Below are 12043 nucleotides of genomic sequence, written 5' to 3' on the forward strand. Positions count from 1 at the left end.
AGCGCAAAGGGGGCGCCGGTTGTCCCGGCCCTGGTGAGAGCGGGCGCCCCCCGCTCCTCATAGAATGCTCACTCCGTGCCGGAGGCGCGTCCGAAGCGGTTGTGGACGGCAAGGCTAGGGAGCCTCGGAAAGTGCTCAAGGAAGTCATCGCGACCCGCTACATCACGCCCCTGCGGGAGGGCGGCTCGCTGCCGGGACTCGTCGAGGGCGACGACTTCGCGCCGTACGTCATGAAGTTCAGCGGCGCGGGCCAGGGCCGCAAGACGCTCGTCGCCGAGGTCGTCGTGGGGGAGCTGGCCCGTCGGCTGGGCTTCCGGGTGCCACGGCTGGTGACCCTCGACCTCGACGCGGTGCTCGGGCTCGGCGAACCCGACCAGCAGGTACAGGAACTCCTCAGGTCCAGCGGTGGCGCCAACCTCGGCATGGACTTCCTCTCCGGCGCGCTCGGCTTCGACCCGCTGGCCTTCTCTGTGAGCCCCGGGGAGGCGGGCCGGATCGTCTGGTTCGACGCGCTCGTCAACAACGTCGACCGGTCCTGGCGCAACCCCAACCTGCTGATGTGGCACGGCGACCTGTGGCTCATCGACCACGGCGCCACCATGATCTGGCACCACAACTGGCCCGGCGCCGAGACCTCCGCCGCCCGCCCCTACGACGCCGCCGACCACGCCCTCGCCCGCTTCGCCCCCGACCTCGCGACCGCCGCCGCCGACCTGGCACCGCAGGTCACCGGGGAACTCCTCGCCGAGGTCACCGCCGAGATCCCCGACGTCTGGCTGACCGGCGAACCCGGCTTCGACACCCCGGACGACCTCCGCCGGGCCTACGCGGCGCCCCTCCTCGCGCGCGCCGCCGTCATCCACGAGCGCATCAAGAGGGACCAGTGACCGAGCGCCACATCATCCGGCCCAGCGAGGCCAACGAACGGGACGTCTTCGAGTACGCCCTGCTGCGCGTCGTACCGCGTGTGGAACGCGGCGAGTGCATCAACGCCGGAGTCCTCGTCTACTGCCGCGCCCGCTCCTACGTCGGCGCCCGCACCCATCTGGACGAGGCGAGGCTGCTCGCCCTCGACCCGGAGGCCGATGTGGCCGGGATCCGGGCCGCGCTGGGTGCCGTGGAAGGCGTGTGTGCCGGTGGTGACGCGGCCGGGCAGGCGGCGCGGGACGACGCCGGGCGGCGCTTCCGCTGGCTGATCGCGCCCCGGTCCACCGTCGTGCAGCCGGGGCCCGTGCACACCGGTCTCACCGTCGATCCGGCGGCCGAGACGGAGCGCCTGCTCGACCTGCTGGTGAGGTAATGAATCACACCCGGCTCATGTGGCGTTGACACCGAGTGCCAGGGCTTCTAGCGTCACGTCTGCCGAAGGTACTAAGCGGTCGCTCACCGGCGGGCCGCAGATTTCCAGGGCGAGAGATTCTCAAGGGCGAGGAGAGCCAGCAATGTCCACCACTGAGCAGCGGGTCGCGATTGTCACCGGCGGGGCGCGGGGCATCGGCGCCGCCACCGCCGTACGCCTCGCGGCCGAAGGCCGTGCGGTCGCCGTGATCGACCTCGACGAGGCCGCCTGCAAGGACACCGTGGAGAAGATCACCGCGGCCGGCGGCAAGGCCCTCGCGGTCGGCGCCGACGTCTCCGACGAGGCGCAGGTCGAGGCCGCCGTCGCGCGCATCGTCGCGGAGCTGGGCGCGCCGACGATCCTGGTCAACAACGCGGGCGTGCTCCGCGACAACCTGCTCTTCAAGATGAGCGTCTCCGACTGGGACACCGTCCTGAACGTGCATCTGCGCGGCTCGTTCCTGATGACCAAGGCCGTCCAGAAGCACATGGTCGACGCGGGCTTCGGCCGGATCGTCAACCTCTCCTCGTCCTCCGCCCTGGGCAACCGCGGCCAGGCCAACTACTCCGCCGCCAAGGCCGGCCTGCAGGGCTTCACCAAGACCCTCGCCATCGAGCTCGGCAAGTTCGGCATCACGGCCAACGCCGTCGCCCCCGGCTTCATCGCCACCGACATGACCGCCGCGACCGCCGCCCGCGTCGGCATGGGCTTCGACGACTTCCAGGCCGCCGCCGCCACCCAGATCCCGGTGCAGCGCGTCGGCGAGCCCGACGACATCGCCAACGCCGTCGCCTTCTTCACGAACGAGGCGGCCGGCTTCGTCTCCGGCCAGGTCCTGTACGTCGCCGGCGGACCGCTCAACTAGGGAATTCGGGAACACGGAACCATGACTGAACTGCCTGAACTCTCCGGCAAGGTCGCCGTCATCACCGGCGCCAGCCGCGGCATCGGCTACGGCGTCGCCGAGGCGCTGCTCGCCCGCGGCGACCGGGTCTGCATCACCGGCCGCAACGAGGACGCCCTCAAGGAGGCCGTCGAGACGCTCGGCGCCGACCGTGTCATCGGCGTGGCCGGCAAGGCCCACGACGAGGCCCACCAGGCCGTCGTCGTCGAGCGCACGATGGAGGCCTTCGGCCGCGTCGACTATCTGGTCAACAACGCCGGTACGAACCCGGTGTTCGGCCCGATCGCCGACGTCGACCTCAACGTCGCCCGCAAGGTCTTCGAGACCAACGTCATCTCTGCGCTCGGCTTCGCACAGAAGACCTGGCACGCCTGGCAGAAGGACAACGGCGGCGCCATCGTCAACATCGCCTCCCTCGCCGGGGTCTCCGCCTCGCCGTTCATCGGCGCGTACGGCGTCAGCAAGGCCGCGATGATCAACCTGACGCTCCAGCTGGCGCACGAGTTCGCGCCCGGCGTACGGGTCAACTCCATTGCCCCGGCAGTGGTGAAGACCAAGTTCGCCGCCGCCCTGTACGAGGGCCGCGAGGCGGAGGCCGCCGCCTCCTACCCGATGGCCCGCCTCGGTGTGCCGTCCGACATCGGCGGCGCCGCCGCGTTCCTGACGTCGGACCAGTCCGACTGGATCACCGGCCAGACCCTCGTCGTCGACGGCGGCATCCTCCTGAACGCCGGAATGGGCTGACCCGACGTCCCGGGCGCCGGTTTCTTTGCTGTTCCCTTTACGGAACCGGCGCCCGTGTCGAGGTACGAAAACGCGCACAGCGGACTGACAACGTCGTCATAAAACCGCTGATCAAGAGCCCCGTCCGAACCTTGCTCAACCGGCCGGGGCACTGCGGTATGGTCTGCCGACCCTTGGTATGGCGGATCGAGGAGCGTGCGCGTGTTCAACCGGAACCGAGGCCTGCGGAGAGCCGCGGCGATCACGTCGATATCCCTGGTGGCCGGATGCGGGGTGTTCTCGGACGGAAATCCGGACGACCGGGGACCTATCGTCGTCGGCACCACCAGCGCCCCCAGCACGCTCGACCCGGCCGCCTCCTGGGACGGCTCGTGGGAGCTGTTCCGCAACATCTACCAGACGCTCCTTGCCTATCCGACCGGCGCGACCACCCCCGAGCCGGACGCCGCCAAGAGCTGTGGATTCACGGACAGTTCGAACACGACGTACCGCTGCGAACTGCGCGCGGGCATGAAGTTCGCCGACGGGGACACCCTCGACGCCCAGGCCGTCAAGCACTCCATCGACCGCATCAGACAGATCGACGTCCCGGGCGGACCCGCCGGCCTGCTGGGCAGCCTCGACCGCGTCCAGGCGACCGGTGGCCGCGAGGTACTCTTCCACCTCAACAAGCCCGACGCCACCTTCCCGTTCGTGCTCGCCACCCCGGCCATGTCGATCGTCGACCCCGACGACTACCCCGCGCACTCGCTGCGCAAGGACGGCAAGGTCTTCGGCTCCGGGCCGTACACCCTGAAGTCCTACGACGACGGCAAACAGGCCCAACTCGTCCGCAACGACCGCTACAAGGGCTTCGCCAAGCGTGAGAACAGCGCGGTGACGATCCGCTACTTCCAGGACTCCGGCACCATGGTCAAGGCGCTGCGGGACCGGAAGATCGACGTCACCTACCGCGGTCTCGCCGCCGACGACATCGTCACCCTCCAGGGCCGCCCCTCGAAGGACCTGCAACTGGTCGACGGCTCCGGCACCGACATCAACTACCTGGTGTTCAACCCCAAGGACCGGTGGGCCCGGAACCCCGCCGTCCGCAAGGCCGTCGCCCAGGTCGTCGACCGCGGGGCGATCACCCACAAGATCTACCGCGACACTGTGGACCCCCTCTACTCCATGGTCCCGAAAGGCCTCACCGGCCACAGCACCGCCTTCTTCGACGACTTCGGAGACCCCAGCGTCCCCAAGGCGCGGAAAATCCTCACCCGCGCGGGCATCACCGACCGAGTCCCGCTCACCCTCTGGTACACCAGCGACCGCTACGGCTCCGAGACCGCCCTGGAGTTCAAGGAACTCAAGCGTCAGCTCGACGGCTCCGGGCTCTTCACGATCACGCTGAAGAGCCGCCCCTGGAAGACGTATGTGACGGGCTACCAGAAGGGCGAGTATCCGGTGTTCGGGCGCGGCTGGTTCCCGGACTTCCCCGACGCCGAGAACTTCATCGCGCCCTTCGTAGGGCAGCAGAACGCGCTCGGCACGCCCTACCCGTCGCCGAAGATCACCGACGTACTGCTGCCCGAGTCCCGCAAGGAGACCGAGCGGGCCGAGGTGGTCAAGGAGTTCGAGGAGGCGCAGCAGATCCTGGTGGACGACACCCGGCTGCTGCCGCTGTGGCAGGGTCGGCAGTACGTGGCCGCCAGCGACGACATCTCCGGCGGGGAACAGGCCCTCGACCCGTCGACGATCATGATGATGTGGCAGCTGTACCGCAAGACGAGCTGGTGAACCGGATCGCGGCATTGGTTGTCAGTGGTCGCCTGTAGGTTCTGGGACATGGAAGCGACCGCACCGCGCGGTCGCTCCGCATCGCAGTCGCCGCACACGGTAAGGAAGTTGACGTGACCGACATCTCCATGCTCCCTGAGTCCTGGCGCGGAGTCCTGGGCGACGAGCTTCAGCAGCCCTACTTCAAGGAGCTGACCGAGTTCGTCGAGGAGGAGCGGGCGAAGGGGCCGGTCTACCCTCCGCGCGAGGAGGTCTTCGCCGCCCTGGAGGCGACACCGTACGACCAGGTGAAGGTGCTGGTCCTCGGTCAGGACCCGTACCACGGCGAGGGCCAGGGACACGGCCTGTGCTTCTCGGTCCGACCCGGGGTGAAGACCCCGCCCTCCCTGCGGAACATCTACAAGGAGATGAAGGAGGAGCTCGACCTCCCGATCCCGGACAACGGCTATCTGATGCCGTGGGCCCAGCAGGGCGTCCTGCTGCTCAACGCGGTGCTCACGGTCCGCTCCGGCGAGGCCAACTCCCACAAGGGCAAGGGCTGGGAGAAGTTCACGGACGCGGTGATCCGCGCGGTGGCCGAGCGCCCCGACCCGGCGGTCTTCGTCCTGTGGGGCAACTACGCGCAGAAGAAGCTCCCCCTCATCGACGAGGAGCGGCACGTGGTGGTCAAGGGCGCGCACCCCTCCCCGCTGTCCGCCAAGAAGTTCTTCGGCTCCCGCCCGTTCACCCAGATCGACGAGGCTGTCGCGAAGCAGGGCCACACCGCGATCGACTGGCGCATCCCGAACCTGGGCTGACCCCACCGGGGCGGGGCCGGGGCCGCCTGACGGGGATTGTCAGTGGGGACGGTTAGCGTCGACAGGGACGGCTAACGGTGGCTGACAAGGTGCGGAGGACGCGGTGGCGGAGCGACAGGGACAGGCGGCGCCGGACGCCCTGCTGACGCGGATCGGACAGGTCGTCATGCTGCACCACGGCGGCGACCGCGAGGAGGCCAGGGAGCGGCTGCTCGGCCTGTGGGCGGAGCTCCGTGAGGACGGCGACCCGCTGCACCGCTGCACGCTGGCCCACTACCTGGCCGACACCCAGGACGACCCGAGCGACGAACTCGCCTGGGATCTCAGGGCGTTGTCGGCGGCGGACGAGCTGACGGACGGGCGGGAGGCCGACGACAGCGACGAGGCGGGCGGGGAGGAGACGAGCGCGGTGCGCGGCTTCTACCCCTCCCTGCATCTCAACCTCGCCGCCGACTACATCAAGCTCGACCGCCCGGACGCCGCCCGCACCCACCTCCGCCGCGCTCGCGAGGCCTGCACGGCCCTCGCGGACGACGGCTACGGCAACGGCGTGCGGGCCGCGATCGGCAGACTGGAGCTGCGGCTCGATACAGAGGGCGGTGCAGCCGGGGAAAGGAACTGGGGGCCGCCGAGACAGCGGCCCTAGAGTCCGGCTGATCTGTTCCCGTCCGCCTCAACGCCCGTACGTCTGACCGCAGATGATCGACTGCGGACTGTCCGACCGCCAGCCGCCGTACTTCCTGCCCAGGGCGCACACGTCCGATGTGTTCTTCGGCACCGACTTGACCACGTCCGGGATGTCCGCGCCCGGTTGCCGGGGGTGCCGCGGCTTCGGGTGAGGATGGGCGTGCGGATGCGGGTGTGCGCGGGGGACCGGTACCGGTGCCTGCGCCGCCCGCGGGGGCGGAGCCGGTGCGCGGTGCGGTGGCTGCGTGGCCGGTTTCGGATGGTGCGAGGGGTCGGTGAGTTCGAGCGCCTCCCGGGCCGGAGCCTGTACGACCTGCGGCTCCGCGCTGCCGTCCGGGCGCGGCACCGACGCCTGGGACGGCGCGGCCGGGGGAGCGAGAGCCGGTGGCCGCTGGACGGTCACACAGCCGGACAGGGCCGAGACGGCCACGGTGACCAGGAGCGTTGCGGTGGTCGTCGTTCGATGCACCCGTGCAACTCTGCTGGTTCCGGCCCTGTTTGGGACAGCGGACGGGCGGATGATGCCCCACACGGGTGATCTCCGGCCCCTTACGGACGGCCCGCGCCCGCCCCGGGTGACGTGACGTCAGTCGCCGGTGCTTCCGTCGATCCGCTCCCGGAGCAGGTCGGCGTGGCCGTTGTGCCGCGCGTACTCCTCGATCATGTGGGTGTAGATCCAGCGCAGGTTGAAGCGCTCGCCGGTGCGCCGGTGCTTGCCCAGGGAGTGGTCGTCCAGGGTGAACCGGGCCGCGTGTTCGTTCGCCGCCTCGATCTCGGCCTGCCAGGTGGCGTACGCCTCCGCCCAGGTGTCCGCCCCGGTGAGATGGAACTCGCCGTCCGGGTCCTCGTCGCTGAAGTAGATCGGGCCCATCCCCTCGTCCGCCATGACATTGCGGAACCAGCCCCGCTCCACCTCCGCCATGTGCCGCACCAGGCCCATGAGGGACAGCGTGGAGGGCTCCACGGAAGCGGTCCTCAGCTGTTCGTCGGTCAGCCCCTCGCACTTCCAGGCGAGGGTGTTCCGGTGGTAGTTCAGCCAGCCCTCCAGCATGGTGCGTTCGTCGGCGGTGGTCGAAGGTTCACTGCGCTCGATCGTCATGCCCGCATCCTCGCGCGCCCGGTCCGCCCGCACCACCGGTTATCGCCCCGCCGTATGCTTCCGAGAACGCACCGCCTGTCGAGCGCCAGGGAGGCTCCGTGAAGGTCGGCTGCATCGGACTCGGTGACATCGCGCAGAAGGCCTACCTGCCGGTTCTCGGCGCCCTGCCCGGCGTCGAACTGCACCTTCAGACCCGCACCCCCGCCACCCTCGCCCGCGTCGCCGACGGCCTTCACCTGCCGGCGGAACAGCGCCACACGGACCTCGACGCACTCCTCGCGCAGGACCTCGACGCCGCGTTCGTGCACGCGCCCACCGCCGCGCACCCCGAGATCGTCACCAGGCTGCTGGCGGCGGGCATACCGACGTATGTCGACAAGCCGCTCGCGTACCAACTCGCCGACTCCGAGCGCCTGGTGCGGCTCGCGGAGGAGCGGAACGTGTCGCTCGCGGTCGGCTTCAACCGCCGCTACGCCCCCGGGTACGCGCAGTGCGCCGACCATCCGCGCGAGCTGATCCTCATGCAGAAGAACCGGATCGGGCTCCCGGAGGAGCCGCGCGCGATGATCCTGGACGACTTCATCCACATCGTGGACACCCTGCGGTTCCTGGTGCCCGGGCCGGTCGACGACGTGACCGTGCGCGCCCGCACCCAGGACGGACTGCTGCACCACCTCGTGCTCCAGCTCTCCGGCGACGGCTTCACCGCGCTCGGGGTGATGAACCGGCTCAGCGGCTCGGTGGAGGAGATCCTGGAGGTCTCGGGCCAGGACACCAAGCGCCAGGTCGTCAACCTCGCCGAGGTCGTCGACCACAAGGGCCAGCCGACCGTGCGGCGCCGCGGGGACTGGGTCCCGGTGGCCCGGCAGCGCGGCATCGAGCAGGCCGTACTCGCCTTCCTGGACGCCGTACGAGCAGGGAAGGTGCTCAGTGCCCGGGACGCGCTGGCGACTCATGAACTGTGCGAGCGGGTGGTGCGAGCGGTCGTGGAGCGGTCCGCCGCAGCCTGAACGCCGTCGCGCCCTCACCGGCGCACATGGCCGCGAGCACCAGCAGGGCCAGGCCCACCGGCCAGGCGCCGTAGCGGACGTACGGTGTGATGCCGTGCGCGAGCGGGACGTCGTAGACCTGGGTCGTGCTCTTGTTCGTGCCCAGCCATGATCCGATGAGCTGTCCGCTCGGGCCGTAGACGGCGGAGACGCCGGTCAGGGTGGCGTGGACCATCGGGCGGCCGGTCTCGGCGGCGCGCAACGCGGCTAGGGTGGCGTGCTGTTCGGGGGCCCAGCTGTTCTGGAAGGACGAGGTCGACGACTGGGCGAGGAGGACGTCGGCGCCGTCCTGGGCGAGATGGCGGCTCATGTCGGGGAACGCGGTCTCGAAGCAGATCAGCGGGCCGATGCGCAGCCCGTGCCCCACGTTCATCACGACCTGCTCGGTGCCGTGCCTGCGGTCGACGCCCGCCGCCTTGCCGACGGAGGTGGCCCAGCCGAGCAGCGAGCGGAACGGGATGTACTCCCCGAAGGGGACCAGCCGCATCTTGTCGTAGCGGTCGCCGGTGAGCCCCTTCGCGCCGACCAGGACCGAGCTCTTGTAGATACCGGGTTTGTCGGACCGCTCGGCGTCCACGTTGACCAGGATGTCGGCGCCGGTCTCCTGGGAGAGAGCGGCGATACGGCGGGCGAGATCGGGCCGCTTGCCGAGGTCGAAGCCGACGCTGCTCTCGCCCCAGGCGATCAAGTTGACGTGCTGACCGGCGAGTTGGCGGGTCAGCTGCTCCTCGCGGTCGAAGCGCCGGTCGCCGCTGTCGTCGCCGTCGATGATCCCGGGCTGTACGACGGCGATCCGCACCCGGCCGTCGATGTCGGGGCGCGGCGACCACACCCAGGCAGCCGAGGTCACGGTGGCGGTGGCGACGAGCCCGGCGACCGCCGGCACCCGCACCTCACGGACCGCGACCAGCACGGCGACGGCCACATTGACGGCCACCACCAGGAAGCTCAGCAGCCACACCCCGCCGACCGAGGCGAGCCGCAACGCCGGTTCCACCTGCCACTGGGTGGAGCCGAGCAGACCCCAGGGACCGCCCAACCCCTGCCAGGACCGCACCAGTTCGACCATCAGCCAGCCCGAGGGCAGGACCAGGAGTGCGGCGGCCCCTCGCCGAGGTGTCGGTACGCCACCCAGGAAGCGGCGTACCAGCCAGCCCCACGGCGCCCACAGCACGCCCAACAGCCCGGCGATGACCACGATGAACACGCTCAGGCTCGGCACCAGCCAGCTGTGCACGGCCAGCATGAACCCGAGCCCGCCGAACCAGCCGTCGTAGACCGCCCGCCGTGGGGTCGGCGCCGAGCGGGTCAGCAGGATCCAGGGGACCAGCGCGACGTAGGCGAACCACCACCACGACGGCGCCGGGAACGCGAACACGGGCAGCGCGCCCGCGAGTACGGCGAGTAGTGAACGCCGCCAGGGGGAGACGAGCCAGTCGCCGAAGGTCTTCATACGGCACCTTCCTACCCGCTGATCGCTCCAGTGTGCGCGCCACGGACGATCTCGCACAGAGGACGTCGCGCCAATCACCTCGATCGACCCCATCGACTCAGTTGATCACGGCCTCCGGGCGCCGCTCGGGAAGACGCCGCCACTTCTCCGCCACCACGACCTCGGTCAGCCGCCAGCCGTCGTACGTCCGCAGCAGCCCGAACTCGTAGCGCCCGCCGCACACGAAGTCGGGCGCGGTGGACGTGTCGTCGGCGTCCTCCTTGGCGAAGCGCATCGGATTGACGTAGTCGGCCTGGACGCGCGCGGTGTCGTCGGTGTTCTGGTCCAGGGCGCCGAAGCGGATGCGCCGGTTCACGATCAGATGCTGCCGCATCGGGAACAGCCGCATGCTGTCGGCGAGCCACCCGGCGATCTCCTCCGCGTTCCCCTCGATGCCTCCGGCGGACCGGTAGTCGGCCCGTCCGTTCGGCGCGAACAGTTTCCGGTACGCCTCCCAGTCGCCGTCGTCCACCGCCACCGCGTACTCGGTGATCACTTCGTCCACGGCCAGCCGGTCCATCACGATCGCCAGTTCCACACGCTGCGTCATCGGGCAAGTGTTGGTCACGCGGTGTGCCGAGCCAAGGGGTACGCGGGGACAACGTGGGGAACATTCGGTGGTGTTCGGACAGGCGTGCGCTTCCGAGCGCCGAGCGCGATCGGATTCCTCAGCCCCGATGCCGGTCGGCGGGCGCCTTCAGCAGCCGTTCCAGCTCCTGAACCGGCCCACCCTTGAAGGGGAGTACGCATGAAACGTCTCGTCACGGTCGTCACCGGAGGCAGCCGGGGCATCGGCGCCGCGACCTGTCTGCGGCTCGCGGAGGACGGGCACGACGTGGTCGTGGGATACCTCCGGGACGCGAAGGCGGCCGAGCAAGTGGCGGACAGGGCAAGGCAGTCCGGGGTACGGGCCGTGTGCGTCGGCGCGGACACCTCCGTGGAGGCGGACGTGGAGCGGCTGTTCACCTCGGCGGAGCAACAACTCGGGCCCGTCACCGGGCTGGTGAACAACGCCGGGGTGACCGGACCGTTCGGGCGGCTCGCGGACGTCGAGACCGCCGACCTGCGCCAGGTCGTCGAGGTCAACCTGCTGGGCACACTGCTGTGTTCACGCCGCGCCGCGCAGGCCATGACGGCGCGGGGCAACGGCGTGATCGTGAACGTGTCGTCGTCGGCCGCCACGCTCGGCAGCCCCGGGGACTACGTCCACTACGCCGCGACGAAGGCCGCCGTGGACACTCTCACCATGGGCCTGGCCAAGGAACTCGGCCCCGACGGCATCCGCGTCAACGCGGTCGCGCCCGGCATCGTCGACACCGAGATCCACGCGAGAATGGGCGATCCGGACCGGGCCCGACGCGTGTCGGCGTCGATTCCGCTGCGCCGCCCCGGGCAGCCAGAGGAGATCGCCGCGGCCATCGCCTGGCTGATGTCACCGGACGCTTCGTACACGACGGGCACGGTGTTGCGGGTGTCGGGCGGACGGTGAGCGCCGGGCAGTCGCCTCTACGGCCGACCGCGCGGCGTGTGGCCGCGCGCCGCTCAGGCGGCCTCGATGACCTCGTCGCGTATCGCCGCGGCCCACTCGACCACCAACAGCTCGTATTCCTCCCGCTCCTGGGTGGAGAGCGATCCGCCCGCGCGCAGCCAGAGAGCCCGGATCTGCTCGTTCACCTCGTAAGCAGACCGCACGGAACCAGGGGTCACGGAATCGGGGGACATGCGCAACAGCCTAGGGGCAAGGACTGACACTGCGCTACCGGACGGCTACTCAGACCGTATGGGGTTGGTCACGGGCGCCGCGAGCCTGGTGCCCGACGCCGTGAACCGGGCGGCCGGCGCGATGAGTTGGCTCACGCCCGCCGCTCGGCCCACACCCGCGACCAGTCCAGCAGGGGCCCCATCGCCGTGACCAGGTCCGCGCCGAGCGGGGTCAGCTGCCACGCCCCGCCCGGCGTCTGTTCCGCGATGTCCGTCTTGCGCAGCTCTGTGAGGCGGGTGGACAGGACGCTGGAGGACATGGCGTCGCAGTGCCGTTGCAGATCGCGGAAACCGATCGGGGCGGGGTGGCGGTGGAGCTCCCAGATCACCCGGAGTGTCCAGCGCCGCCCCAGGAGGTCGAGCGCGGCCATGACGGGACGCCCGGTGTCCGA

The 12043-nt window shown here is 70.2% G+C and carries 15 protein-coding genes; 9 read left to right on the forward strand and 6 right to left on the reverse strand.

Going from position 1 to position 12043, the window contains the following annotated elements:
• Positions 1 to 131 precede the first annotated feature (131 nt).
• The 7 genes from OH768_RS43475 to OH768_RS43505 all read left to right on the forward strand — a co-directional run bounded on the left by OH768_RS43475 (position 132) and on the right by OH768_RS43505 (position 6209).
• Positions 132 to 887, forward strand: coding sequence for a HipA family kinase (locus OH768_RS43475; protein ID WP_406462099.1), 756 nt, complete (start codon positions 132 to 134; stop codon positions 885 to 887).
• Entirely contained in the window at positions 884 to 1300 is a 417-nt protein-coding gene (locus OH768_RS43480; RefSeq protein ID WP_019071068.1) for a DUF3037 domain-containing protein, read from the forward strand. The genes OH768_RS43475 and OH768_RS43480 overlap by 4 nt, the downstream gene beginning before the upstream one ends.
• A 142-nt stretch (positions 1301 to 1442) precedes the next feature.
• Positions 1443 to 2204 (forward strand): 3-oxoacyl-ACP reductase FabG, encoded by a 762-nt coding sequence (gene fabG, locus OH768_RS43485; RefSeq protein WP_406462101.1) that lies wholly within the window; start codon positions 1443 to 1445, stop codon positions 2202 to 2204.
• Positions 2205 to 2225: 21 nt separating this feature from the next.
• Positions 2226 to 2987, forward strand: a complete 762-nt coding sequence (locus OH768_RS43490) for an SDR family oxidoreductase (RefSeq protein WP_406462103.1) — start codon at positions 2226 to 2228, stop codon at positions 2985 to 2987.
• Between the two features lie 201 nt (positions 2988 to 3188).
• Positions 3189 to 4766: an ABC transporter substrate-binding protein gene (locus OH768_RS43495; RefSeq protein WP_406462104.1), complete on the forward strand. Its 1578-nt coding sequence runs from the start codon at positions 3189 to 3191 to the stop codon at positions 4764 to 4766.
• Between the two features lie 113 nt (positions 4767 to 4879).
• Positions 4880 to 5563, forward strand: coding sequence for a uracil-DNA glycosylase (gene ung, locus OH768_RS43500; RefSeq protein ID WP_399194293.1), 684 nt, complete (start codon positions 4880 to 4882; stop codon positions 5561 to 5563).
• Between the two features lie 103 nt (positions 5564 to 5666).
• Positions 5667 to 6209 (forward strand): hypothetical protein, encoded by a 543-nt coding sequence (locus OH768_RS43505; RefSeq protein WP_406462105.1) that lies wholly within the window; start codon positions 5667 to 5669, stop codon positions 6207 to 6209.
• Positions 6210 to 6236: 27 nt separating this feature from the next.
• Here the strand turns inward: OH768_RS43505 and OH768_RS43510 are convergent, their stop codons facing one another.
• Positions 6237 to 6719 carry a hypothetical protein gene (locus OH768_RS43510; RefSeq protein WP_406462106.1) on the reverse strand — a complete coding sequence of 161 codons (483 nt, stop codon included), beginning with the start codon at positions 6717 to 6719 and terminating at the stop codon, positions 6237 to 6239.
• A gap of 117 nt (positions 6720 to 6836) precedes the next feature.
• Complete coding sequence (locus OH768_RS43515; RefSeq protein WP_406462108.1) at positions 6837 to 7349, reverse strand: DinB family protein; 513 nt, start codon at positions 7347 to 7349, stop codon at positions 6837 to 6839.
• 98 nt (positions 7350 to 7447) lie between these two features.
• Between OH768_RS43515 and OH768_RS43520 the strand changes: the two genes are divergently transcribed.
• Positions 7448 to 8359: a Gfo/Idh/MocA family protein gene (locus OH768_RS43520; protein ID WP_406462110.1), complete on the forward strand. Its 912-nt coding sequence runs from the start codon at positions 7448 to 7450 to the stop codon at positions 8357 to 8359.
• On the opposite strand, the gene lnt is transcribed toward OH768_RS43520, so the two are convergent.
• Positions 8277 to 9851 (reverse strand): apolipoprotein N-acyltransferase, encoded by a 1575-nt coding sequence (lnt, locus tag OH768_RS43525; protein WP_406462111.1) that lies wholly within the window; start codon positions 9849 to 9851, stop codon positions 8277 to 8279. The two genes, OH768_RS43520 and lnt, sit on opposite strands and share 83 nt — an antisense overlap.
• 97 nt (positions 9852 to 9948) lie before the next feature.
• The gene (locus OH768_RS43530) at positions 9949 to 10440 is read right to left on the reverse strand and encodes a nuclear transport factor 2 family protein (protein ID WP_406462113.1); all 492 of its coding nucleotides are present in this window, start codon (positions 10438 to 10440) and stop codon (positions 9949 to 9951) included.
• Positions 10441 to 10638: 198 nt separating this feature from the next.
• Between OH768_RS43530 and OH768_RS43535 the strand changes: the two genes are divergently transcribed.
• Positions 10639 to 11379, forward strand: coding sequence for an SDR family NAD(P)-dependent oxidoreductase (locus OH768_RS43535; RefSeq protein ID WP_406462115.1), 741 nt, complete (start codon positions 10639 to 10641; stop codon positions 11377 to 11379).
• A gap of 53 nt (positions 11380 to 11432) precedes the next feature.
• Here OH768_RS43535 and OH768_RS43540 read toward each other — a convergent pair whose 3' ends face one another.
• Complete coding sequence (locus tag OH768_RS43540) at positions 11433 to 11612, reverse strand: hypothetical protein (RefSeq protein WP_026178900.1); 180 nt, start codon at positions 11610 to 11612, stop codon at positions 11433 to 11435.
• A gap of 131 nt (positions 11613 to 11743) precedes the next feature.
• Entirely contained in the window at positions 11744 to 12022 is a 279-nt protein-coding gene (locus OH768_RS43545; protein WP_406465681.1) for a winged helix-turn-helix transcriptional regulator, read from the reverse strand.
• Positions 12023 to 12043: the final 21 nt, after the last annotated feature.

The organism is Streptomyces sp. NBC_01622 (assembly GCF_045209635.1).
Lineage (GTDB): Bacteria > Actinomycetota > Actinomycetes > Streptomycetales > Streptomycetaceae > Streptomyces.